Below are 23,656 nucleotides of genomic sequence, written 5' to 3'. Positions count from 1 at the left end.
GGTGCCGCGATGAGCCCTGTGTGAATCGACCCCGTGGGTCAGACAGATTCCTTCTCAGGATCTAACCGGAGCGGGTTTGCATCCAGGCTAGAACGTTGGGCCAATGATCGGCCTGCGGATCGATGAGCTGGACGTGGTCCATGCCGGGCTGAACGGATAGTTCGATCTGGGCGCCGTGTGCCTGTGCTTGGCGGACAAAATCGTGGGTGTGAGCCAGAGGCACTCTCAGATCGGCATCCCCGTGGACCACCAAGGTTGGCGTGCCGGCATGGGTCTGCTGCAAGGGCGATGCATCGTGGTAAACATCGGGGCGGCCGGCACCGAAGTATTCAACGACGGCGCCTTCTGCCAGATCTTCGGCATACGTCCGCGCCACATCGGTCACGGGGGCCAGCGCCACGACCCCATCAACGGGTGCGGTGGACAGCAAGACGAGCTGACCGCCTACGGAATGACCGATCGTGATGCGTGACCCCGAAAACTGCTGCGCCCAGGCGCTGTCCGTGACGGCACGGATCGCCGCGTCCACATCGTCGCGGGGATCGGGCCAGGCACTGTCCGCCGCTCCACGCCGGTATTCGACGTTTGCCACGGCCCACCCTCGAGAACACAGATCGGTGGCCAAGGGGTTCATCAGGGAGGCATCGAACTGTGCGCGCCAATAGCCGCCATGAACCAGGATGGCCAGGCCACGGGACGCTGCAGGGTTTGCGGGGCTATAACAATAAATCCGCTGAGCAGAGTGTGATCCATAGGCGATTGTCTGGCTCATTTCGACCGGGGTATCCACGGGTGTTGCCCCCTCTATGTGTTGATATAACAGGCCCTGCCAGGCGCAGGTGGCAGCGACGGCGGGGCTACGTTTGCCCGCCCCGCCGTCGCTGCCGTTCAACCAGCTTGGTCCAACAGCTACCCTGCCAGCGCCGGCTCGACGGACTTGACCGGCTTCCAGCGTAGATGCGCGTCGGGCACCTGACCGCTGGTTTCCTGCAGGAGTGACAAGCGCGGACGTACGGCGTCGGTCCGCGAGCTCGGCGGCTTGCGGCGTCCGGCACGAAACTGCGGAACCCATGCCACCCCGTCGCCACGGTAGTCCTGCTCGGCCGCGGCGTGCAGCGTCCAATGCGGGTTGTACAGGTGGGTGCGTCCCAGGGCAATCAGGTCGGCGCGGCCTGCCAGCAGGATCGAATTCGCGTCGTCGTAAGAGGAGATAGCTCCCACGGCGATAACCGCGATGCCAGCCGGAACCGCCACTTCCTGCCGGATCCGGTCGGCATACGGGGTCTGGTAGCTGCGGCCGAAGCGCGGCTTCTCGCCCTTGGCAATCTGGCCGGTGGAGACGTCGATGCCGTCCGCGCCGTGGGCGGCGAACGCTTTGGCGATCTCCACGGCGTCGTCCAGGGTATTTCCGCCCTCGATCCAGTCGGTCGCGGAGATGCGCACGGTCAGTGCCTTCTCCGTTGGCCAGACTGCACGGACGGCGTCGAAGACTTCGAGCGGGAAGCGCAAACGGTTTTCCACGCTGCCGCCGTATTCATCGGTCCGCCGGTTGGCCACCGGGGAGAGGAACGACGAGAGCAGGTAGCCGTGCGCCGCGTGCACTTCCAACAGGTCGAATCCGGCCTCGTCTGCCCGCCGTGTGGCGGCGACAAAGTCTGCCACGACCTTGTCCATCTGGGCACGATCCATTTCCAGCGGAACCTGGTTGTCCGGTCCGTAGGGCAGCGGCGACGGGCCGACGACCTCCCAGTTGCCGGAGTCCAGCGGCTGATCGATGCCTTCCCACATCAGCTTGGTGGATGCCTTGCGTCCGGCGTGGCCGATCTGGGCGCCGATCTTGGCTTCGGAGTGTCCGTGGACGAACTTGACGATGTCTTCCCAGGCGTCACGCTGTTCGTCCGTGTAGAGTCCGGTGTCGCCCGGGGTGATACGGCCTTCCGCGGAGACGCAAACCATCTCGGTCATGACCAGGCCGGCACCGCCCATGGCCTTGCTGCCCAGGTGCACCTTGTGGAAGTCGGCGGGCATGCCGTCGGTCGCGGAGTACATATCCATGGGCGAGACCACGATGCGGTTCTTCAGCTCCAGGCCGCCGATGCGGTAAGGCTGGAACATTGCCGGTGCGACCGATTCCAGCCCCTGTGAAGCGGCGAAGCGCTCTTCCACCTGTAGTGCGAATTCGGGGTCGCGCAGCCGCAGGTTGTCCTGCGTGATGCGCCGGCTGCGGGTGAGCAGGTTGAAGCTGAACTGGACCGGGTCCTGGCCGGTGTACTGCCCCACCCGCTCGAACCATTCCAGCGAGGCCTGCGCGGCGCGTTGAGTCGACTCGACCACGGGGCGCCGCTCGGTTTCGTAGGCCTCGAGCGCCGCGTCCACGTTCGGGTGTTCGTGCAGGCAGGCGGCCAGTGCCAGCGCATCCTCCATGGCCAGCTTGGTGCCGGATCCGATGGAGAAGTGCGCGGTGTGCGCCGCGTCGCCCAGCAACACGACGTTGCCGTGCCGCCAGCTGGCGTTGCGGACGGTGGTGAAGTTCAGCCACTTGGAATTGTTGGCCAGCACCTGGCGGCCTTCCAATTCTTCGGCAAAGATCTTGCGGATCTTTTCAATGGCCTTCTCGTCCGAGGCGCCCGGCGGGAAAACTTCATTCTCCGTTTCGTCGAAACCGGCGGCCCGCCAGACGTGCTCGGGCATTTCCACAATGAAGGTGGACCCCTCGTCGGAGAACGGGTAGCCGTGGATCTGCATGACCCCGTGCTCGGTCTCCTTGATGAAGAACTTGAAGGCCTCGAACACCAGGTCGGTGCCCAGCCACATGAACTTGTTCGGCCGCGGGTCGAGATCCGGCCCGAAGGAATCGGCGTACTTGGCGCGGGTCTGCGAATTCACCCCATCAGCCGCCAGCACCAGGTCGTAGCCGGCCTCGAGTTCCTCCACCGGCGGGGCCAGCGTGGAGAAGCGCAAGTCCACGCCCAGTTCCGCGCAGCGGCGCTGCAGCAGTTCCAGCAGTTCCTTGCGGCTCATGGCCGCGAAGCCCTGGCCGCCGACGGCGATGGTCTCGCCCTGGTAGTGGATATCGATGTCCGACCACCGGGCGAAGCGGCGGCTCATGTACTCGGCAACCACCGGGTCGGCGTTCCCGATGCCGCCCAGCGTCTCATCGGAAAAGACGACGCCGAACCCGAAGGTGTCACTGGCAGCGTTCCGCTCCCAGACAGTGACCTCGTGCGCCGGATCCAACTGCTTCATCAAGGCTGCGAAGTACAGGCCGCCCGGGCCTCCTCCAACGATTGCGATTTTCATGTCTGTTCCTTCCGGTCTGTCTACGCCGGGTTGCCGGCCAGGTCTGATGCCTGCTGCAAGACGCTTTCGCGCAGTTTGAAGTGCTGGAGCTTTCCGCTGGGGTTGCGCGGCAATTCGGTCACGAAACGCACATCCCGCGGGTACTTGTAGGGCGCAATGGTCGCCTTGACGAAGTCCTGGATTTCCTTGCGTTTGGCGTCGTCGCCGGCCACACCCTCGCGCAGCACAATGAAGGCGCAAACGATGCTGCCGCGTTCGTCGTCTGGCCTCCCAATCACGGCATTCTCCGCCACATCGGGATGCTGGTCGATCGCCGCTTCCACCTCGGGGGCGCCGATGTTGTAGCCGGACGAGACGATCATGTTGTCCGAACGCGCCTGGTAGACGAAGTAGCCTTCCTGGTCGCGCAGAAACGTGTCGCCCGTGATGTTCCAGCCGTTCTGCACATAGTTTGCCTGCCGCGGGTCGTCCAGGTAGCGGCAGCCGGTCGGGCCGATGACCGCCAGCCTTCCGGGCTGGTTGACCGGGGCTTCGTGGCCGTCGTCGTCCAACACCGTGGCACGGAAACCGGGGACCGCAATGCCGGTGGCGCCCGGACGGATGTCGTCTCCGGCGGCGGAAATGAACACGTGCAGCATCTCGGTGGAACCGATCCCGTTGACCAGGGAGAGCCCAGTGGCCTCATGCACCGCCTCCCATGTCTCGTGCGGCAGGTGTTCTCCGGCCGACACCGCAATGCGCAGCTGCCGGAGCAGGTCCGCGCGCCCTTCCTTTAGGATGGCGCGGTAGGCGGTGGGGGCGGTGAAAAGCACGGTGGCGCCGGCTTGGGCTGCATGTTCCGCCAGCTGCACCGGGGTGGCCCGTTCGGTCAGGAGCGCGGAAGCCCCGAACCGCAGCGGGAAGACCACCAAGCCACCCAGCCCAAAGGTGAATGCCAGGGGCGGAGATCCCGCGAACACGTCGTCGGCGGCGGGCTTCAAAATGTGCCGGGCGAACGTGTCCGCGTTGGCCAAGATGTCACGGTGGAAGTGCATGGTGATCTTGGGCGTGCCCGTTGTCCCCGAGGTCGGCCCGAGCAGTGCCACGTCATCCGCAGCGGTGGCTACGTCGTCGAACTCTCCGCTCTTGGCAGCACACCTGACCGTAAGGTCATCGGGGTCGTCCGCCCCGTAGGTCATGACGGCGATGCCTTCCCCCACCGCCTCAGCAAGCCCATCAGCAAAACGGGCATCACTGATCGCAGCCGACGGACGCGTCAACTGGCAGATGGTGGCCACTTCGCTGGCGCGCAGCACCGGCATGGTGGTGACGACGACGGCACCGGCCTTGAGCACGCCCAACCAGGCGGCCACAAGCCACGGGTTGTTGGGACCGCGCAGCAGTACCCGGTTGCCCGGAACCACACCAAAATCTTCTGTGAGCACCTGTGCCACCTGGTTGGCCCGCTGTCGCAGTTGGCCGTAGCTCCAGGTCGTGCCGTCCGGAGTGTGCAGGGCGGGCCTGTCGCCCCCGAAGGCGGCCACGGCGTCATCGATGAGGACCGTGGCAGCGTTGAGACGGTCCGGATACTGCAGTTCGGGGAGGGTGAATTCCAGGATTGGCCACTGCTCGGCGGGCGGCAGGTGGTCGCGCGTGAACGAGTCCACGTGTGCTGACGGGGACAGTTCCATGGCGTTCCTTTCAGTGGGACGAATGGGGGGATGAGCGGGAGAACCGCTTGGGGGCGTCCGGTTGTCCGAAAGCCCCCGGTCGGCTCAACGTGCGGCGCGGATCATGCCTTCTTGGGCAACCGTGGCCAACAGCCGGCCGTCGCGGTCGAAGAACCGGCCGGTGGCCAGGCCCCGGTTGCGCTGGCCGGACACCGCTTCCTGGGCGTACAGCACCCAGTCGTCGAGGCGGCCGTCGCGGTGGAACCACATGGAGTGGTCCAGGCTGGCGGTCACCAGTCCCGGCTCCGCCCAGTAGTGGCCCTGCGCGCGCAGGATCGGCTCCAGGATGGTGTAGTCGCAGACGTAGGCCAGTGCGGTGCGGTGCAGGTCCCGGGTGGCACGTCCGTCGGCCTGATCAGGCAGTTGCCCAAACGCCTTCACCCAGACAGCCTGCTGCGGCACCTGTTCGCCCTCGATCTGCACGTACACCGGGCCGGGCACATGCCGCATGTCGAAGCTGCGTCCGCGCGACCAGTAGGCCGCGGCGTCGCCTTCGACGCCGGCCAGCACGTCCGCGGCGCTGCGCAGCGAATCCGGGTCCACGGCGGCGGGCATATCCGGCTGGAATTCCGGGCCGTCCTCGGGCACCTGGAAGGAACCCATGGCCGCGAAGACGGTCTTGCCGTCCTGCCAGCCCCGCACGCTGCGGGTGGAATAGCCGCGGCCATCCCGCAGCTTCTCCACCTCGTAGCGGACTACGGCGCCGATATCCACCGGGCGCATGAAGTAGCTGTGCATCGAATGCAACTGCCGGTCCTCGCCCACCGACCGCATCATGGCCGCTGCGGCCTGTGCCACCATGTCCCCGCCGTAGGCCTTGGGCCACGGCACGTACTGGGTGGCCGCTTCGTAGGCTTCGTCGTGGAACTGCGGCTCAACGGCGGTCAGTTCGACGGCGCGCAGGAAGGTCTCGGCCGTCGGCGCCAGGGTGTCCTGGGCAGTTACCGTGTTCATGCCCTGCGGTATCCTTCCAGCGTCTCGTCCGGAACCTCGTCCAGATTCACCACGATGTTTTCCGGTGTGCGGGCGGTGAGCCAGACCAACTCTTCGGTGATGGACATGTTGGCTTCCACGTGCGGCATGAACGGCGGCACGAACACCCAGTCGCCGGCCTTCATGTCGATGAATTCGGAGTAGTTCTCGCCGAAGTAGATCCGGCCGTGGCCACGCAGCACATAACCGCCGGTTTCGGCTTCGCCGTGATGGTGCGGCAGCGAGCGGTAGCCGGGAACGTTGGAGACCTGGCCGAACCAGATCTTAGTGGCAGGGGTGTGCTGGATCGAGACGCCGGAAACCCGGACGCAATCGCCGGACTGGGCGGTGTTGGTGTCCTCGCTACCGGACCGGGTGACCACCGGGACAACTTTCCCGTCCGCGCCGGCGTAGACCGAGTTGTCACCCTCGGTGCGGTATTCCGTGGTTGTTTCACTCATGGTTGCTCCTCTTTAACAGGGGTGGATGGGAAGGTGCCTCAGCTGCGGGCGGCGGGCTCCGCCGTCGTTGTTCCGGAGAAAGCCGGTGCTGGTTCCCGCATGCCGCCGACGGGCTGGATGCGGACTTGGTTCTCAAGGCGGCCGATGCCGTCAATTTCGGTGACAAGCACATCGCCGTCGGCCAGGAAGCGCGGCGGAACCATGCCCATGCCCACTCCCCCGGGCGTGCCGGTCAGGACCACGTCGCCCGGCCGCAGCGTGGTGAACTGCGAAATATAGGACAGCAACCTTGCCGGCCCGAACACCAGCGTGCGGGTATGGCCGCGCTGCACCAGTTCGCCGTTCACGTAGCCGCGGACTTCCACGCCGGTTCCGTCGAATTCGTCAGCGGTCGCCAGCACCGGCCCCAGCGGCGTGCTTGCGTCGAACGCCTTGCCCTGGAACCACTGAAGGGTCCGGCGCTGCCAGTCGCGCATCGAGACGTCGTTGGCCATGGTGTAGCCGGCGATGGCGGCCTCGGCCTGGTCCTCGTCCGCCCGGGTCAGGGTGGCGCCGACGACGACGGCCAGCTCGGCCTCCCAGTCCACGCTGTCGCTGCCAGCCACGGTGATTCGGTCAGCCGGCCCGGCGAGCGTGTCCGCGAACTTGGCGAACAGCGTGGGGTACTCGGGCAGCTCGCGGCCCATCTCCTGGATGTGGTCGCCGTAGTTCAGGCCGCAGCAGATCACCTTGCCCGGACGCGGCACCACCGGGGCCAGCTCCGTGTCAGGGACGCGGACGACGGCGGTGCTCACCGCAGTGCGCACCGCTTCCTCAGCTTTGGCACGCCAGTCCGGGACCGCCAGCAAGGCTCCCGCGTCGGCGGCCGGCAACGGCAGATAGGTGCCGGCCTCCAGCTGGACGGCGGCCATGGTGCTGCGCGGACCGGTTCGCAAGGTGGCCAGTTTCATGCGGTTTCTCCTTTGGTATTTCGATGTGTCGACTTTTTTACGGCCGTCACATATGCTCAACGTACACGATTGAAGAGACCTGCACCAGAGTTTTTTGCAAACTGACGAAAAACCAGCACGCACCAACACCAAGGAGAGAGCAGATGAGCAACCAGTCAGCCGTCGGCAATCGCACCATCAACCCGGCTTCGCTGCCCAAGCCGTCCGGCTACGCGCACGGGATTCTCGCCGGAAACATCGTCTATCTGGGCGGCCAGACCGCACTGGACAAGGGCATGAACATTGTCCCGGGCGGGATTGTGGAGCAGTTCCGACAGGCGTTTTCCAACGTGCTCGCCACACTGGAGGAAGCCGGCGGACGCCCCGAAGACCTGGTCAGCGTGACCATCTACCTCACCGACGTGGACGATTACATGGCCAACGGCCGGGAGATCGGGCGGCTTTGGCGGGAGATGGCCGGCACAGAATATCCGGCCATGGCAGGGATCGGCGTTTCGCGTCTGTGGCAGAAGGAAGCGCTGATTGAAATCCAGGGAATCGCGGTGATCCCGGAGCGCTGAGTCAAACGCAGAGCCACGCTGTGTGGGAGGGCGGAGTCTTTCCGCCCTCCCACACTTTTGTCACCACGGCCGCCTCACCCACGGCAGCGCCGGCGGTCAATGCCCCTTGAAGGCCTCGGCGAGCCACCAAGCGCCGCCGTCGGAGGCAATCCGCGCGTCAATGACCAGCGGCGCGGTTCGCGGACCGGCACTGCTGTCTCCAGACTGGCGATCCTCATAAGGAAGCCGCCGTCCCCGGTGCCCAGGACCGACTGCAGCACTTCCAGCACCGCCCGAGCCGTCTCGGCACTATCACCCAGTACGCCCAGTTCGACCGGCCGCTCGGCACCCAGTGCCGAATCTTCCAAGTCGACCTGGACCGGAGTTCTGCAATCCTGCCGGGCGCTTTTAGGCTGCGGCGACGTCCGCGACCAGAGACTGAGCGTGCGCTTCGGCCAGCGGGCCGACAAGTCGGTGGACACCGAAGAACGTCTCCCGGGCTTCCGGTCCGCGCCAGCCGTCGGGCAGGTACTTGAGCGGCAGACCGGGATCACGGTACGGCAGCCGCCGCCACAACGTCAGCATGGGCACGTAGTACCGGAAAGCATCCCGCCTGATGTCAGGATCCGACGCGGCCAGCGCCCTCGCGGCATCGTCACCGACGCGCTTAGTCCATGCCTCCAGCGATCCACCGTAATAGTCCAGAAATTCGTCGATCTGGGCCGCCAACGCGTCGAGGTCCCACCACTGCGCCACCTTGGCTCGCATATCCGATTCGTACTCGCCCGTGAAGAATTCCACGTACTCGGCCAGACCGCGGTCTTCGAGCCGCCGCCGGGCGCTCTCCCTCACGGCAGCCGGAGCGATCCAGACCCCCGCCGACATGGATCCGAAGCCCAGCCGGGCCAGTTCGGCGCGGAGCTGATGCCGACGGTCCCGCATTGACTCCGGCACCGAAAAGATCGCCAGCACCCACCGGCCGTCCGGGTCTCCGCGGTGCGGTGCAAAAATTCGCTCGTCGCCCTCCTGCACCATTTCCAGCGAGCGCGGCGACAGCTCGTACCGGGCCGCTCCACCGCTGCGTACACTGTTGAGCACACCCTTGGCCTTCATCCGGGAGACCGCGGAACGCACCCCCGGGGCGTCGTGTCCCAGGTCGCCAAGCATGTCGATCAGTACGGACACCGGCAGGGCGGACCCGCCCCGCCGCCCGTAGAGGCCGCAAATGGTGAGGATCAACTGCTGGTGCTGCAGTTGCGGCGCCGGAATCTCCATCATGCCTTTCCCGCGCGCGCCGACTGAACGCCGGCGCCGCAGATGACGGCGCGCATGTGGTCGGGCCATGGCTGCGCGCCGTCGCTGTCAGCCGGGACGTAGGCGGTGGTGAAGGTTCCGTGGGCTGCCAAACCGCCCGGCGACTTCTTGTGCGCGTGGCCGTGGACCTCGAACGCGAACGTCAGGGACGTCCGGCCCACCTGCTGCACTGACAACCGGGCGGTCACCCGCTGGCCGAACCACAGCTTGGCCCGGTAATTGATCACCTGCTGCACCCGCGGGGCGCTCGGGAAGTACTCGGGCAGCTCCAGTCGGCGGAACATCTCGGCTTCAGCCGCCTCGACCCACCGCATGATCACGGAATTGTGCTGGTGGCCGGCCGCGTCGGTATCGACCCACTCTACGGTCCGTTCGATGCAGACCTCCGGCAGACCGCCGTCGTTCCCCTCCATGATTCTCCCTTCACTGCAATCCACGTCCCATCTTATGGTGCAACGATGACGGAGTGCCCCGTCCGGTCGATAGACTTCGGTGACTGCTTCGTTCAGCCGTTGTAGACGAACCGTTGCTGCAGGCGTGCGCCGGTGCGGTCCGGGTTGAGCATCAGCACGCTCAGGACTCCGACCACCACCAGGTAGACGCCGATCATCCAGAACGCCGAGTTCATGCCTTCACCGAGCCTGGCTGCCATTTCGGCGGTTAAGGTGCACACTCCCAATAGTCGTGCATCTCTCATCCTAAGTCGGCCGCTGATTGGCTGCGCCCGGCGGCACCGGCGGTCAGATAGGCTCGTTGCGTGCGCGCTGAAGACGAGATTATTGCCGGACGGCTCCCGGGTGACAAGGGACAGCCCCCGCACCACCGTTTTATCGTGACGGTCTTCGGCATTTATGGCCGGCACAGCGGTGGAGCGATTCCGGTCGCCGTCGTTGTCCGCCTGTTGCAGGATCTGGGGGCGGAACCGGCCAGCGTGCGCTCCTCCATCTCCCGGTTGAAGAAAAAGGGAGTTCTGACCAGCGAGCGGATCGACGGCGAGGCCGGCTACGCGCTGGCTGCAGAGCTGGAAGCGCACTTCCGCGTCGGCGATGAGCGCATTTTCGCTCCGCATCCGGCGCGGTCGGAGGACCCCTGGTTGCTGGCCGCCTTCTCTGTTCCCGAGACGCAGCGGAACCAACGGCACAAGATCCGCAGCGGGCTCGCGCGGATGGGCTTCGGTACGGTCGGACCGGGTCTATGCGTTGCGCCCTCGCATCTACAGCCGGAGGCGGCCGCCTACATGGAGCGGAACGAGCTGGGAGAATACATCGACTTCTTTCTGTCACACCATGCCGGCCCTGGTGACCTGCGGCGCAAGGTTGCCCTTTGGTGGGACCTGTCAGCACTTGAGTCGCATTATCACGACTTCGTCGATTCCTACTCCCCCGTCCTTGAGTCGTGGAAGGAACGCGCCGAGCGCAATGAAGACGTTTACCGCGATGCGTTCTCCACCTACGTGCCCATGGTGACGCAGTGGCGGCAGCTGCCTTATCTCGATCCCGGGCTGCCGAGCGAAGCGCTCCCCGAAGGCTGGACGGGCGAAACAGCCCGTACGCTGTTCCGCGAACTGCATGCCCTGCTCGGTCCGCTGTCCGCCCGGCATGTCCACCGCGCCATTTACGGTTAAGCCCGCCCGTCCGCCGTTGGAATCGCCTGGTTTGATGATCCGGCAGCGAACTCCGAGAGTTCGCTGATCAGTTCGCCGGCCAACTCTTCAAATTCATCGTCGTCAAGGCCGTGGAGCATCGGCGCATCCGCCCACGCCTCGCGGTTGCCGAATTGGAACGGAAGGTCCAAACAGTGCCCACTGAGCAGCCCGGGCAGTGCGCTGCGGTGGCTGAAAACGTGCAAGGAAGCGGCAATGCCTTTTGCCGAGTAGGCCTCGGCGAGTTCGGTGGGAAAACGTTGGAACTGGACCCAGGACGACGCGGAAACCAACTGTTCGTAAGGGCTGAGTCCGGCCAGCTGCAAGGGTGGGCGGTCGGCCTCCGGCAGGCTCGCAAGGAACGCATCCGCTTCAGCCTCCCCGGCCCCGAGCTCCGGTTCGGAATTGAAGAAGAACATGCCGGTTTCGTCTGCCGTGTAACGCAGGTACACCGCCTCGGCGTGGCAGCGTGCGGCCGCCCAGTCCGGATCCAGGAAATGCTCGGGGATATTCGGGGCGGCGGTAGGAAGATAGCCGGAAGCCGCATAGCCCAAAGGGCGGGTGCCGGCATTCTCGGCCAGCCCGCGGGAACCGGCGCGCAGCAGCTCGGGCGTCGGGGCTGCAGCCAGTGTGGACGGGGCCAGGTGGCTGGCGGCAGCCGCACGGACCCGTGCGGCATGGCCGGGCTCCCATGGCGAGCGCGTGCCCATACTTAAGTGGGCCACGCGGCGCAGCAGCCCCTTGGCTTCCGGCAGGAGGCTAAGCAGGTGCCCATACCAGCCTCCTGCCGACTGGCCCGCTACGGTCACCCGGTCCGGGTCCCCGCCCAGCCCACGGATATTTTCCCGAACCCATTGCAAGGCAAGGAGCAGATCTTGAAGCGGTCTGTGCTCGGCGCCGACCGGGGCAAGGTGCGCGACCGCACCGATCCGATAGTTCACGGTGACCACGACCAGTCCCTGCGCAGACAATCGTGCGCCGTCATACCACTCGTTACTGCCGCCGCCGGTCATCCAGGCACCACCGTGAATGAAGATCAGCACCGGCAACTGCTCCGCCCCGTCTGGCGCCCAAACGTTGAGGTAGAAAGCGTCCTCCGTCTGGGGATTCTCTGCGCCGGTACCCATCGCAGAAGCCAGTCGGCTGGGCAGTTGCGGGAAAACAGGGACATCCGCGAGCCGCGCGGTGTCAAGCTGGCCGGACGCCGGTACGGCGGCGGCAAAGCGTGCACCGCCGTCGAGCGCTGCATAGCGGATTCCGCGGTAGGCAAGCACACCGCCGTCGTTCACCGCTCTCAGACAAAGGGGGCTTTTGCTCAAGGTCCCCACGACTCCTTAGAGCTTGGCCGAGATGTACTCGGTGTCGGTGATGCCGTTGCCGTGAAGCTCATAACCCATCGGCGCCGTGATGGAGGCGTGCCGCGTGCCGGTGTTGATGTCCCGCCACATCCGGCCCAGCAGGCTGTGCTCGGCAAAGGCGGCGGTGCCGTGCAGCCAGCACAGGTCGTTGACGGCGTCGACCAGTTCGTGGCCCGCGTGGCCGATACCGCCGCGGTTGCGGGCACGCTCCTCGAGCGGCATCGGCTCGGTGCCGGCTGCGGCGGCGTCGATCATGGCGGCTGAACGTTCCAAAAGCAGGCGCGCCGAATCGATCTTCATGCTGACTTGCCCCAGGTTCTGTACGAAGGCCCCGGAGTCGATCTGCCGTTTGTAATTGGTGTAGGTGATCGGACGGGTCTGTGCCTTCTCGGTGACGAAGTCCAGGGCTGCCGCCGCTGCCCCAAGGGACGCGGCCTGGATGGTGGTGGACATGGTCAGGTGCGGGGTGAGCCGGCGCCCGAAGGTGGCTTCCGGATCCCGTTCGTAGCCCGGGCCCATGAGCTGTTCGAACGTGATGATACGGTTCTGCGGAAGCCACAGGTTTTCGGTGACCATGGTGTTGGAGCCGGAACCGCGCATTCCGATGGTGTACCAGGTGTCCTTCACCTCGTACTCGCCACGGCGCATCATGGCGAAGCCGATGCGCGGGGCCGCGCCCGGCTGTTCGTCGGCATCCTTGATGAAGAGGATCCCGATGGCCCATGCGGAGTGCGACGAATTCGAAGCGAACGGCCATTCACCGGAGACGCGCCACCCGCCGTTCTCCGGCACGGCGGTCCCCTGCGGGCTGGCAAAAATCGATGCCATCCGCACCGGGCCGTCCGCAAAGACCTCATCGAGCAGGTCGTCGCCGTAACGATTGGCGAGCATCACCGAGCCGTTGGAGATCACGGTGCACCAGGCGGCCGCCGGGTCGTAGAAACCCACCGTGCGCGCGACTTCCAGCAGCATTGACGCGCCGCCCTCGTAGCCGCCGTACCGTCGCAGAGCGGCGATCCGCAGGGCGCCGCTCTCCTCCAAGGCATCCACGGACTGCTGCGGCAAAACCCTGTTGCGGTCGGCCAGCAGTGCGTTCTCCCGCAGCAGCGGGCCGTAGGCATGGATCTTCTGGACGATCTCGGCGGTCAATGACGCAGGCGGGGCTTCGGTGGCTGTGATCCGGGCGGATGCCGGCGCGACGGTGGTGTCGGTCATGGTGGTCCCTTTACTCTTGGGCGTTTACTGGTCTGGTTGCCGGCTCATCGCCGAAGGTGCGGCGGACCTCGTGGAGGTCCATGAACTCCCGGCAATGGGTGATCCGGCCGTCCTTGACGGTCATGATGGTGACGATGTCGTTTTCAAAATTCAGCCCGGTCCGGGTCCGGGCAGTTTCGTACAAATGCGTGACGACGGTGGACTGGGCAGCATCTTCGTACATATCGCGGATGTCCATCACCGCACTGCCAGGTTCGAAGGTCCGGCTCAAGGTGGCGATCAGTTCCCCGAAAAAAGCCTCCACGCCACGGTAGGTACGTGCGACGGCGGCGTGGCGGCCCACGACTGCCCATACGACATCGTCCGCCATCAGCGTGCGGGCCGCCTCCGCGTCTCCTGCTGCTTGTGCAGTCCAGAAGGCCCGAACGATTTCGGTCGAGGAAGTGACTGCTGTCGGCACGTCAGGAGTCTCGCCCCGGGCGGGTACCGGGAGGGGCAAGGAGCGTGATGTTGTGCTTAGCGCATGCTTCCTCAAGCCGCTTCTCTGTGGCCTCGTCCATTTCCCATCCCCGCTGCGGACCGGCATATTCGGCCGGAATGGAGACATCCCGGAAGAAGTGTTCCAGTCCGCCCGGAGCCGTCATGACCAGCCACTTGGCTTCCAGATCCGGTGCCACTTGGAAGATGTGCGGAACATCCTTGGGCATCAGGATGCAATCGCCAGGGCCAAGCGTCACCTCGGTATCCGCCGCCCAGAACGAAATTTTTCCTTCAAGAATGTAGAAAATCTCATCTTCGGCATCGTGCTCGTGCAGGGGCGGCTCTGAACCAGCCTTGGAGTGCGTCAGGGCCATCATGAATCGGCCTTCGGTCATTTCGCTGGTGATGATCGGCTGAATCAGGTCCCCGAGAAACCACAGGTTTTCGCGCTCCGCCTGACGGACCACGCTTACGCGGCTTCTGGTCTGGGTATCGATCTGCTGGGTCATGGTGCTCCTTCCAATGAGCCGCCGCTGTACGGCGATGTGACAGAAACTACTACGGTCGACACATTGCTGCAATAGAAGAAGGTGAAGTACGTCATATTCCAGAAATCTAAACGGTCGTCATCAAAGTGCTATACAAGCCGGGGCAACCTCTGGCATGCTGACTGCACACAAGCGGCGGCACCCGCCGCAGAAGACCCAAGGAGGACATGATCATGAGCCTGAGCACCCATACACCCGATCCGCAGCTGCTGCGGGAGACGTTTGCGCACTTCCCCTCGGGCGTTGCCGCCATGGCTGCCGAGGTTTCCGGCGAGCGCCACGCCTTGGTGGCTTCTTCCTTCACCGTCGGCGTCTCCCTAGAGCCCCCGCTGGTAATGTTCGCGGTGCAAAAGTCCTCAACCACGTGGCCCGTGTTGCGACAGGCCGGCCGGATCGGCGTCTCGATTCTCGGCGAAGACCAGGGCGCGCTGTGCCGACAGTTGGCTGGCCGCGACAAGAGTTCCCGGTTTCAAGGCATCGAGGCAGCAACCATGCCGAGCGGCGCCATCCTCCTGCCTGCCGCGTCGCTGTGGTTCGAATGCAGCATCTATGCGGAGCATGAGGCGGGCGACCACGAGGCGGTGTTCTTCGAAATCCACGCCCTGCAAGCGGACAAGGAACGGAATCCGCTGGTCTTTCACGGCTCCCGCTTCCGCCAGCTGGCAGCGTGACCAAACTGTTATCTACCATTTCGGTGACTTCCGTCACGAAGATGTGACACAGTACTCACAGCGAATCTGCTGCTGACCAGCTTGACGGCCGAAATGTGGCCGCTCAAGCCGGGGTATAGACCGGAGCCTTTGCGACACTGAAGGCTCCGCCGACCATGTGGCGCAAAGACGCGCCCTGCCCTCATCCGTCACTTCACAAGCGAAGGCATGTTTCCATGACTGCAACCGCACCTAAAACCTCAACCGCCGGCACACCACTGTCGGCGCGCGAGAAACGAAAGATCATCGTCGGCGTCGGCGTCGGCAACGCGCTGGAATGGTACGACTGGACCGCCTATTCGATCTTTGCCGCCTACTTCGCAGGACAGTTCTTCCGTGCCGAGGATCCTGTCACCGCACTGCTGGGAACCTTGGCTATTTTCGCCGCCGGATTCCTCATGCGCCCCTTGGGCGGCCTCTTCTTCGGCTGGTTCGCCGACCGTATCGGCCGGCGCCAGGCCATGTCCGTATCCATGATCATCACCGCCGGCGGCAGCCTGCTGATCGGCATCTCGCCGAACTACGACATGATCGGCGCGGCTGCAGCGGTCTTCCTGCTGCTCGGACGCATGCTGCAGGGACTGGGGCACGGCGGTGAGGTCGTGTCCTCCTTCACCTATGTGACCGAGATGGCTCCGCGTAAATCGCGCGGGCTCTGGTCATCCAGCGTCTTTGTCTTCGTTACCGTCGGCGTCATCGCCGCTACCCTGCTCGGGGCCATCCTGACCAGCACCCTCGGCGTCGATGCTGTCCGCGAATGGGCATGGCGGGTCCCGTTCATCGCCGGCGGCGTATTGGGCGTCTACGCGCTGGTCTTGCGGCGGAAACTGGACGAGACTCCGATGTTCCGCGAGCGGGCCAAGGCGCTCGAATCCGCCCGTGCTGCCGGACAAACCGCAGAGCGCACCTCGCTGTGGCCCGAGATCTGGAAGCACCGCCGCGCCTGCCTGCGCATCGTGGGACTGGCAGCCGGCGGTACGGTGATGTTCTACGTATGGTCGATCATGGCACCGGCCTTTGCCATGGGTCCGCTGCAAATGAACCCTAGCCATGTGCTGTGGATCAGCACCGCTGCCAACCTCTTCTTCATCCTGTGCCTGGTGTTCTGGGGCTGGCTGTCAGACAAAATCGGCCGGAAGTTTAACTGGTACTTCTTCACCATCGGCGCCATGGTGCTGATCATCCCGCTGACACTGGTCTTTACCGGCGGGCAGGAATCGTGGCGTCTGGTCGTCTACATGGCCGTTGGTATGGTGTTGATAGCAGCACCGACGGCCATCATGCCGGCATTTTTCCCGGAACAGTTCCCGACCAAGGTCCGGGCCATAGGCATGGGCCTTCCCTACTCGGTCGCCGGAGCTTTAGCCGGTGGCACCGCGCCCTACCTGCAGACCTGGCTCTACTCCGAAGGTATGCCGCGCGCGTTCGATGTCTACCTGATCGTTCTCTGCGCCTTGGTACTGGTGGCGGCCATCGCGTCTCCGGAGACCAAGGGCAAGGACCTGGCAGAGGACGACGCCGCCCCCGAACACTCCACCCACTAATCCGAACAGCGCCACCAACAACCCGATCATCGTGGGATGCCCGGGGTTATGCGATAGAGCCCACCCCTAATGCAGGAGACCATCATGCCTTTTACTGTCACTCAGCCAGCCGTCGCAGCGGTGGGTAATAATTCGGCCGACGTCATGGCAATTGCCAATTCACCCGTCATGTGGATCTGCGCCGGGGGCGTCTTTCTTGTCATCATTGTCCAAAGCCTGATCTATATGAAAGCCGCGCGGCTTGCCGCCCCGTCCGTGGGGATGACTCCCGGGGAGCTGAAAACCAGCTTCCGTGCCGGGGCTATCTCTGCGATCGGCCCATCTCTTGCAGTCGTGCTGGTTGCCGTGGCGCTCCTGACTGTTTTCGGCACTCCTTCGGTACTTGTACGCATCGGGCTCATCGGATCCGTTTCCTACGAAACCGGTGCGGCAGCCATCGCGGCCAACACTGCCGGCGCGGAGCTGGGTGGGCCGACATACACCCAGTCCGTCTTCGGACTGGCCTTGGCCGCCATGAGCCTGGGCGGGGCCATGTGGATGCTCGCGACGCTGATTTTCACGCCCCTGCTCAAGCGCGGAGACTCGAAGCTCCGCCAGGTCAATCCGGCAGTGATGATGATCGTGCCGGGTGCGGCGCTGCTCGGCGCGTTCTCCGTCCTCAGTTTCGCCGAGTTCCCGAAATCCCCAGTCCACATCGTCGCCTTCGCTTCCTCCGCCGCCATCATGGCCCTCCTCCTGTTGCTGGCCAAACGAACGGGGGCCACCTGGATCAAGGAATGGGCGCTGGGGATCGCAATCCTCTTAGGACTGACCATCACCTACTTCGTTTCCGCAGCCTGATTCCGGATTCCCCAAGGAGCACACCATGAGTACTTCCATCACAGGCACCAGCGCATTGGCGGATTTTGACCGCACGACCAGTCGATGGGGCCGCGCCACCATGCTCGCAGGGCTGGTCTTCTCGTTGACGCTGCCGGCATATCTGATCTTCTTTTCCGGGCTGGACATTAATTTCGCGTCGATCCTTACTGCCTTCGTCGCCATCGCAGCAGTGTTCGGCGTCATCTGGGTCATCGAACCGCTGACCTACTACCCCATTCTCGGGGCGTCCTCCATGTACCAGGCCTTCATGATCGGCAACATCTCTAACAAGCTCCTGCCGGCCGTGATCGTCGCCCAGTCGACCATCGGAGCCAAGGCCGGCACCCGGAAAGGTGAGCTGGCGTCCGTTGCAGCCATCTGCGGCGCCGCCGCCGTGCACCTGCTATCGCTGCTTGTCTTCGTCGGCTTCCTCGGAACCTGGCTGGTCAGCATCGTTCCAGCCGACGTTGTCGCCGTGGTGCAGACCTTTATCCTCCCGACCGTCATGGGCGCAGTCATCGTGCAGGCAATGGTGAGCCAGCGGGCCCCTCGCTCTGCGCTCATCGCGCTTGTCGTTTCCGCAGTGGTTGTGTTTGTCCTCGTCCCGCTCCTACCGGCGCTGAAGATGTACGCTACGGTGCTGGCCGTCGTCACCACTGCGGTAGCCGCCTGGTTCCTGCGCAAGGACAGGCAGCCGGCAGAAACGCTGGAAAGCGCGCGCTCCTAGCTCTGGCCACAGCCGTGGCTCCCCGCACCAGCCACTCTATCCCCCACCCAAAGAGGAACCACATGACCGCCAGGACCATTTTGGACCAGCTCGAGCTTGACCACGCGGGAGCCGCCAAGCTCCTTGAGACGTACAAGTACCTCCACGCGAATCCGGAACTGTCTATGCAGGAGTACCGGACGGCAAAGTTTCTCGAAGAGGAGCTCACCTCGCTGGGACTGGAAGTGTTCCGCTGCGGCGGCACGGGCGTCGTCGGAATCCTGCGCAATGGTGACGGGCCGATCGTAGGCTACCGCGCCGATACGGATGCCCTCCCCGTCAAGGAGGACTCAGGCGTCGAGTACGCAAGCACCGCCGTCGGGCATCTGGAGGACGGCACCGAGGTGCCGGTGATGCATGCCTGCGGCCATGACACGCATATGGCAGTCGCGCTGGCGACGGCCGGCCTGCTCGCCGCGCGAACCGAGGCGTGGGCCGGCACCGTGGTCTTCATCCTGCAGCCCGGCGAGGAGATCGCCGCGGGCGCCAAGGCCATGGTCGCGGACGGCATTTGGGACAAGGCGCCGCGCCCCGAGATTGTCTTTGGCCAGCACCTGATGGGCAGCCGGGCGGGCACCGTGACGCTGGTTCCGGGGCCCGCCATGGCCATGGCCGACTCATGGAAGGTTACGGTTCACGGCAAGGGATCGCACGGATCAGCGCCGGAACAGGGCATCGATCCCATCGTCTGCGCAGCGTCCATGGTGGTTCGGCTCCAGACCGTGGTGTCCCGCGAGATCGGCGGGAGGGACACGGCCGTGGTGACCGTGGGGACATTCCACTCGGGGCTCAAGGAGAACGTTATTCCTGATCGGGCCGAATTCACCTTGAACGTGCGGACCTTCGACCCGGCCGTCCGTGACAAAGTTCTGGCTGCCTTGCGCCGCATCATCACGGCTGAGGCCGCCGCATCCGGCGCGCCGGAACCGCAGATCGTCGAACTTTCGAGCTTCCCCGCGTGCTACAACGACCTCGAAGAGTCCGGTAAAGCCCTCGATGTATTTCGCGAGGCGTTGGGCCCTGAGAACGTTGAGGTTGGCTCACCCCAGATGGCCAGCGAGGATGTCGGCCTGTTCGCAGAGGCCATCGGCGTGCCGAACGTTTACTGGTTTCTCGGTGGATTCACGCAGGAGCGCGTCGAATCGGCCCAACCGCTTCCGGCCCACCACTCGGCGTTCTTCGCGCCCGGCGACGCCGCCGAAATGGCACTGGCCACCGGGGTGAAGGCCGCGACGGCGGCCCTGATGTCAAAAATCGGCCTGGGCTTCTAAACTGCCCTTCGAGTTGCCCCCGGAGTCTCTCTTCGGGGGCTTTGGCATTCGGCAGGAAGGACTTCGCCATCGGACCCGCTGTGCCCTGCATGTCCCTTCCAGGCCGTTTTCGGGTGCCGGGCCACGGCGTCGTCGTTGTATTGAGGAGCGCCGAGCTGCCATGCCGCCGCAACCGATCAAGGCGAAGAACACAGCCATGACCAAGCGGCAGAAGGCGAGCACCAAGCCCATGATCCTCCTCGCGCCTTTCTCTGCCATTCATCGACGCGTTCGGGACTATCTGGGCCGGTACACATCGGCACGGTGGTCGATCCGCGGGATGCTGACGCTGCTGTGTTCCTCATCAATGGAGTACAGAATGCGGTAGGGCCCGCGCCTAGCCGAGTGGAAACCTGCAAGATCCCGCTCCAAGGCCTTGCCTACACGTTGCGGATGCAAAACCTGATCAGGGCCTTAAAGGACCCGGCCGTGCAGGACTTCCTCCGCACCGATCCGGATGTCAAGGGCTTGCTGCTGCCGGTGGACCAGTAGCCGTCCGAAGCCCACGTGTGAATCCCGCGTTCCAGATATTGGGACGTGGGATACATGCGCGCCGCCGGTCTGGAAGGAAACCATGGAAGGTGCGCTCGACGGAGTCGAGAAGGTCCCGTTGCCCGAAGGCCACCGCTCGATAAAACGGTAAACAACTGCCACGGGACGGCCAGTTCGCCAGCTGCTTCCTCACCCCCGGCCTTTGCCATCGCAACTGCCTCGCCCAAGTGCCGTTCAGCTTCGGAACTACGACGGCGGTCCGGTCGCCATCCGGCACCGCGCCGGGTTCGGCGACGGCCCTGGGCACAGCGGCCGCGGGAGCCGCAAATCAGCCAGCGAGTTCGACGACTTCGAACTCCAGCAGGTCCATGCCGCTGGCCACCGGGGCCTGTGCGCTGTGGTCGCGCGGGGCGCGGTTGTCGCGCCAGTTCTCGAAGTCCTCGCCGGTCTCGGTGGCCGGTTTCCCCGAGCATGAAGCAGTAGGCCGCTGCGTCAGGTTCAAGCCAAACCCCCGGCCTTGAGCGCGATCGGGAATACAGGTGCCCTGCCGACGCCTAAGGGGGCAAGAAAGGTATGCGCGCGCCCTTTCCGCCGTCTTGCCCCGGCCGATAGTCACCAGCGGACGGCGATGCTATATCCCGCGCCCTCCGCCATGTCTCGCGAAAGGACCACCGTGAACCAGATCGTCCACGATCGCCCGGAGCAGCTCGCCCTGATTCAGGCAGGACTCCTACAGGGCGAAATTGTCTATGCCGTCTACGACTGCATTGGCGTTGGCACCGGTTTCGTCGGCATTACCGACAAGCGTGTGGTCATCCAGGACAAGAGCTTCGTCGGGGGCAAGATGGCCATCACTTCCGTGCCCTACAAGAACATCCGCTCCGTCTCCATGGTCTCCAACAAGTCCATGCTCGGAAAGTTCGCCTCGACTTCTTCAATCGCCATCAATACCGGAGGCGGCGTCCAGCAGGCCGACTTCCGGGGCGATGAGAAAGCCAGGCACGCGCATGACCTGATTCTCTGGAACATGCTTCAAGCCTGAGCGCACACTGAAGGATGATCCCGAGACGGACGGCCGGTGGTAGGTCCACCGCGGTGCGCACAGTTGCATTCCGACCGCATCGCGGCGGCCTCACAGTGTCATCCCTGCCCTCGGCAATGCGCAGTACGACGGCGGCGCTGTCACCTACGGGCCCCGTCCAACCTCCCCTAGCTGGCAGGATTCTGCTAACAGGCAAGTCCGGGCTCTGCAAAAAAGGCCAGTAGGCCCTCTGCTTTGGCCAAGTAAGTCTCAAGTGGCAGCCTCGAAGTGCGCCTCTTCGTCTGTTCATGTTGCGGCTCGGACCCGAACTTGCCCTCGTGCACACGCTTTCCTATAGTTGCTATCGAAGACCCCGGAACGATCACTGGTTCGCCATATCGCCGGGGTTACGCCTTCAAGCGCAGGCCCGTCCCGTCGACGCGTCATGCCCTTTCTCATCCTTCGGGCGCCGAACCTGACTTTATCTGTGATGTACCTGCTGTCCAGGGCAGGGGGATTTCGAATGGGTCGCGCCTTATGTGGTTGGAGTACGACGGCGGGGCTGTCGCTTAACCGCGCAGCGTCGGCAAAGATGCAGAAGCATCCGAGACGCACTTTTCACATGAGGCTGCTTCCAGGCTCTCTCACGACCTGCTCAGGACCTTGCTAGTAGCCCCGACGACTCATAAGTTATGCATATTTATGTCATGGCAGGGGAACTGCTTGGGAAAGCGCATAACTTATGCATAAAGCAGCCGAGTTATGCGGATGATCGCGCCCCCATGTTGTGCGGCAAGTCAAACTGCTACAGCGCTTGCGGGTGCCAGGTCCTCTCGCCCGCTCCGGCACCGAAGCCGGTGCCTTCGGCCGGGGAGTAGTCGGGCCAGGCGAGGCCGGTGGGCGGCATGAAGTCAGCGGGGAGCAGGGCTTCGGTGGGGTCGTCCGCCTTTCGCTGCTTGAACTCCTCGGCTGCCGACGCCAACAGCTCCGGTGAGGTCAGCATGTCCACGAAGGTGCCGGCGATGGTTTTGCCGGCCACTTCGATGGTCGGGTCGATGGCGGCGGGGATGCCGCCGAGGGCGTTCATCACCCAGCCGGGGTAGGCGCCCTTGCCGGGAGCGGGCTTGAGCGCGGGCCGGGAGATGTAGAACCGGACGGTGGGGGCGTAGTGCGTCATCTCCACGTAGTCGTCGCTCGTCCAGTTCTTCTGCCACGGGGCCAGGTGCTCGCGCAAAGCGGTTTCGGCGTCCTGCGGGGAGATCAGCGATTCGCACTCGTCCAGGAACGGCTTGTCCATCGGCTCGATCCCGAGTCCGGACTGGATTTGCTGCGCGGCGGCTACGGCGTCGTCGTTGTAAGAGGGAGCGCCGACTTCCTCAAGATTGTTGTACAGCGCCTGCGCCAGCACGTGGTTGGTGATGCCGGGGCGGTTGCGGGCCACCCAGGTGGTCTCCACCCGGCAGTGCGCCATCGCGGCGGCGTGCTCGGCGTTGCGGTCCAGCACGGCCAGCACGTGCTCGGCCATCTCCAGCGTGGGGCAGCGCCAGGAGTACTGGATCTGCGCAATCCGCGCCGGCAGGTTGTCCGCGGTCGCCTGCCCGGAGCCGAGGATCGCGTCCGAGAGGCTCCAGCCGCCGAAGCTGGGCAGCATGGCGTCCTGCATCACCCGCGAGCTGGTGTACATCTGCATCAGCGCCACGTTCGCGCCCGGCGCGCGGGCGGCGGAGTGCGACGCCGGGATCGGCGAGTTGGGGTTGGCCGAGAGCTGCCAGGTCTCCGGCTCGTCGCAAATGAACGAGTAGACCTTGGAGTAGTAGGAGCCGCACTGGGTGTCCCAACGGGCGGTGTTGCACAACGGCAGCATGTAAAAGGGGTGGAAGCTGACAATCGCGTCCACGCCGTCGTAGTAGCCGCGCAGCCCGTGCACCACCTTGGAGCCCTGCACCTTCTCAGCCGGTTCGCCGGTGTAGCGCAGGGTGCCGGCGATGCCGTGGACCTCCATGGCGTGCTTGGTGCCGAGCAGGCCGGCCAGCGTGGAGATGCCCAGCGCCGAGTGCGGGTCGGTGTGCCCGGGGGCGAAGGCGCTCAGCCCGTCGCGCGGGGTTTCCTCGGTGGAGGCGGCCTGGCAGTTGCCTGGCACCGCGTCGTACTCGGCGTAGGTCAGCAGCACAGGCCCGCCGCTGCCCTGAGTGCACTCGGCCTTGAATGCGGTGGGCATGCCGCCGCTGCCCTCTTCCACCTCGAAGCCCTCAGCGCGCAGCCGCTCCACGTACCAGGCAGCCGAACGGTATTCGCGCCAGGCTGGCTCGGCCAGCTCCCAGATGTGCCGGTGCCATTCGGACAGCCTGTCCATGTTGGCGTCGATCCACTCCCGCGCGGTGGCCTTGGCTTCGGCGGCGAGGCCTGCGGGGACGGTGGCGGGGGCTTCCTGGGTGGTGCTCACGGGTTGGTCCTTTCGAGTGGT

At 64.7% G+C, this 23,656-nt stretch carries 24 protein-coding genes; 8 read left to right on the top strand and 16 right to left on the bottom strand.

Going from position 1 to position 23,656, the window contains the following annotated elements; genetic code table 11:
* Nucleotides 1–61 precede the first annotated feature (61 nt).
* From AB0N75_RS03770 to AB0N75_RS03745, 6 genes are all read right to left on the bottom strand, one after another.
* Nucleotides 62–790 (bottom strand): prolyl oligopeptidase family serine peptidase, encoded by a 729-nt coding sequence (locus tag AB0N75_RS03770; RefSeq protein WP_364645313.1) that lies wholly within the window; start codon nucleotides 788–790, stop codon nucleotides 62–64.
* A 119-nt stretch (nucleotides 791–909) separates the two neighbouring features.
* Nucleotides 910–3,300, bottom strand: coding sequence for a bifunctional salicylyl-CoA 5-hydroxylase/oxidoreductase (locus AB0N75_RS03765; RefSeq protein ID WP_364645310.1), 2,391 nt, complete (start codon nucleotides 3,298–3,300; stop codon nucleotides 910–912).
* Between the two features lie 20 nt (nucleotides 3,301–3,320).
* A complete protein-coding gene (locus AB0N75_RS03760) occupies nucleotides 3,321–4,970 on the bottom strand; it encodes an AMP-binding protein (RefSeq protein WP_364645307.1) in 1,650 nt (549 codons plus the stop codon).
* 84 nt (nucleotides 4,971–5,054) lie between these two features.
* Nucleotides 5,055–5,963, bottom strand: a complete 909-nt coding sequence (locus tag AB0N75_RS03755; protein ID WP_364645304.1) for an acyl-CoA thioesterase domain-containing protein — start codon at nucleotides 5,961–5,963, stop codon at nucleotides 5,055–5,057.
* Nucleotides 5,960–6,442 (bottom strand): cupin domain-containing protein, encoded by a 483-nt coding sequence (locus AB0N75_RS03750; RefSeq protein ID WP_364645301.1) that lies wholly within the window; start codon nucleotides 6,440–6,442, stop codon nucleotides 5,960–5,962. Before AB0N75_RS03750 ends, AB0N75_RS03755 begins: the two co-directional genes overlap by 4 nt.
* Before the next feature lie 38 nt (nucleotides 6,443–6,480).
* Nucleotides 6,481–7,392 (bottom strand): fumarylacetoacetate hydrolase family protein, encoded by a 912-nt coding sequence (locus tag AB0N75_RS03745; RefSeq protein ID WP_364645298.1) that lies wholly within the window; start codon nucleotides 7,390–7,392, stop codon nucleotides 6,481–6,483.
* A 143-nt stretch (nucleotides 7,393–7,535) separates the two neighbouring features.
* Here AB0N75_RS03745 and AB0N75_RS03740 point away from each other — a divergent pair, with 143 nt between their 5' ends.
* On the top strand, nucleotides 7,536–7,952 hold the full coding sequence (locus AB0N75_RS03740; protein ID WP_364645295.1) for a RidA family protein: 417 nt from the start codon (nucleotides 7,536–7,538) through the stop codon (nucleotides 7,950–7,952).
* Nucleotides 7,953–8,339: 387 nt separating this feature from the next.
* Here AB0N75_RS03740 and AB0N75_RS03735 read toward each other — a convergent pair whose 3' ends face one another.
* From AB0N75_RS03735 to AB0N75_RS03725, 3 genes are all read right to left on the bottom strand, one after another.
* Nucleotides 8,340–9,209: a PaaX family transcriptional regulator C-terminal domain-containing protein gene (locus tag AB0N75_RS03735; RefSeq protein WP_364645292.1), complete on the bottom strand. Its 870-nt coding sequence runs from the start codon at nucleotides 9,207–9,209 to the stop codon at nucleotides 8,340–8,342.
* Nucleotides 9,206–9,658, bottom strand: coding sequence for a thioesterase family protein (locus AB0N75_RS03730; protein ID WP_364645289.1), 453 nt, complete (start codon nucleotides 9,656–9,658; stop codon nucleotides 9,206–9,208). The genes AB0N75_RS03735 and AB0N75_RS03730 overlap by 4 nt, the downstream gene beginning before the upstream one ends.
* A gap of 92 nt (nucleotides 9,659–9,750) precedes the next feature.
* Complete coding sequence (locus tag AB0N75_RS03725) at nucleotides 9,751–9,918, bottom strand: hypothetical protein (protein WP_364645286.1); 168 nt, start codon at nucleotides 9,916–9,918, stop codon at nucleotides 9,751–9,753.
* 84 nt (nucleotides 9,919–10,002) lie between these two features.
* On the opposite strand from AB0N75_RS03725, the gene AB0N75_RS03720 reads away from it, so the two are divergent.
* The gene (locus AB0N75_RS03720; RefSeq protein WP_364645284.1) at nucleotides 10,003–10,869 is read left to right on the top strand and encodes a PaaX family transcriptional regulator C-terminal domain-containing protein; all 867 of its coding nucleotides are present in this window, start codon (nucleotides 10,003–10,005) and stop codon (nucleotides 10,867–10,869) included.
* Here the strand turns inward: AB0N75_RS03720 and AB0N75_RS03715 are convergent.
* From AB0N75_RS03715 to AB0N75_RS03700, 4 genes are read right to left on the bottom strand one after another with little or no spacing between them, the layout of a single operon-like run.
* Nucleotides 10,866–12,206: a carboxylesterase family protein gene (locus tag AB0N75_RS03715; protein ID WP_364645281.1), complete on the bottom strand. Its 1,341-nt coding sequence runs from the start codon at nucleotides 12,204–12,206 to the stop codon at nucleotides 10,866–10,868. The genes AB0N75_RS03720 and AB0N75_RS03715 overlap by 4 nt on opposite strands.
* 15 nt (nucleotides 12,207–12,221) lie before the next feature.
* Nucleotides 12,222–13,460 (bottom strand): acyl-CoA dehydrogenase family protein, encoded by a 1,239-nt coding sequence (locus AB0N75_RS03710; RefSeq protein ID WP_364645278.1) that lies wholly within the window; start codon nucleotides 13,458–13,460, stop codon nucleotides 12,222–12,224.
* A gap of 10 nt (nucleotides 13,461–13,470) precedes the next feature.
* Nucleotides 13,471–13,920 carry a nuclear transport factor 2 family protein gene (locus AB0N75_RS03705; protein WP_364645275.1) on the bottom strand — a complete coding sequence of 150 codons (450 nt, stop codon included), beginning with the start codon at nucleotides 13,918–13,920 and terminating at the stop codon, nucleotides 13,471–13,473.
* Nucleotide 13,921: 1 nt separating this feature from the next.
* Nucleotides 13,922–14,449: a cupin domain-containing protein gene (locus tag AB0N75_RS03700; RefSeq protein ID WP_364645272.1), complete on the bottom strand. Its 528-nt coding sequence runs from the start codon at nucleotides 14,447–14,449 to the stop codon at nucleotides 13,922–13,924.
* Between the two features lie 212 nt (nucleotides 14,450–14,661).
* Here AB0N75_RS03700 and AB0N75_RS03695 point away from each other — a divergent pair, with 212 nt between their 5' ends.
* The 5 genes from AB0N75_RS03695 to AB0N75_RS03675 all read left to right on the top strand — a co-directional run bounded on the left by AB0N75_RS03695 (nucleotide 14,662) and on the right by AB0N75_RS03675 (nucleotide 19,640).
* Nucleotides 14,662–15,159: a flavin reductase family protein gene (locus AB0N75_RS03695; protein ID WP_364645269.1), complete on the top strand. Its 498-nt coding sequence runs from the start codon at nucleotides 14,662–14,664 to the stop codon at nucleotides 15,157–15,159.
* A 215-nt stretch (nucleotides 15,160–15,374) separates the two neighbouring features.
* Nucleotides 15,375–16,742, top strand: coding sequence for an MFS transporter (locus tag AB0N75_RS03690; protein ID WP_364645266.1), 1,368 nt, complete (start codon nucleotides 15,375–15,377; stop codon nucleotides 16,740–16,742).
* Nucleotides 16,743–16,826: 84 nt separating this feature from the next.
* On the top strand, nucleotides 16,827–17,582 hold the full coding sequence (locus AB0N75_RS03685; RefSeq protein WP_364645982.1) for a DUF5058 family protein: 756 nt from the start codon (nucleotides 16,827–16,829) through the stop codon (nucleotides 17,580–17,582).
* Between the two features lie 25 nt (nucleotides 17,583–17,607).
* Nucleotides 17,608–18,330, top strand: a complete 723-nt coding sequence (locus AB0N75_RS03680) for a hypothetical protein (protein ID WP_364645263.1) — start codon at nucleotides 17,608–17,610, stop codon at nucleotides 18,328–18,330.
* 62 nt (nucleotides 18,331–18,392) lie between these two features.
* Entirely contained in the window at nucleotides 18,393–19,640 is a 1,248-nt protein-coding gene (locus tag AB0N75_RS03675; protein ID WP_364645260.1) for an amidohydrolase, read from the top strand.
* Between the two features lie 276 nt (nucleotides 19,641–19,916).
* Here AB0N75_RS03675 and AB0N75_RS03670 read toward each other — a convergent pair whose 3' ends face one another.
* Together AB0N75_RS03670 and AB0N75_RS03665 are read right to left on the bottom strand one after the other, a co-directional pair.
* Nucleotides 19,917–20,078: a type II toxin-antitoxin system RelE/ParE family toxin gene (locus tag AB0N75_RS03670; RefSeq protein WP_364645257.1), complete on the bottom strand. Its 162-nt coding sequence runs from the start codon at nucleotides 20,076–20,078 to the stop codon at nucleotides 19,917–19,919.
* 421 nt (nucleotides 20,079–20,499) lie between these two features.
* Complete coding sequence (locus tag AB0N75_RS03665; RefSeq protein WP_364645255.1) at nucleotides 20,500–20,673, bottom strand: hypothetical protein; 174 nt, start codon at nucleotides 20,671–20,673, stop codon at nucleotides 20,500–20,502.
* 171 nt (nucleotides 20,674–20,844) lie between these two features.
* Between AB0N75_RS03665 and AB0N75_RS03660 the strand changes: the two genes are divergently transcribed.
* A complete protein-coding gene (locus AB0N75_RS03660; RefSeq protein ID WP_364645252.1) occupies nucleotides 20,845–21,213 on the top strand; it encodes a PH domain-containing protein in 369 nt (122 codons plus the stop codon).
* Between the two features lie 784 nt (nucleotides 21,214–21,997).
* Here AB0N75_RS03660 and AB0N75_RS03655 read toward each other — a convergent pair.
* Nucleotides 21,998–23,635 carry an amidohydrolase gene (locus tag AB0N75_RS03655; protein ID WP_364645249.1) on the bottom strand — a complete coding sequence of 546 codons (1,638 nt, stop codon included), beginning with the start codon at nucleotides 23,633–23,635 and terminating at the stop codon, nucleotides 21,998–22,000.
* Nucleotides 23,636–23,656: the final 21 nt, after the last annotated feature.

It is taken from the genome of Arthrobacter sp. NPDC089319, assembly GCF_040684925.1.
Classification (GTDB): Bacteria; Actinomycetota; Actinomycetes; order Actinomycetales; family Micrococcaceae; genus Crystallibacter.
The sequence above is the reverse complement of the archived record's forward strand: the minus strand, read 5'-3'. Positions and strand labels throughout refer to the sequence as shown.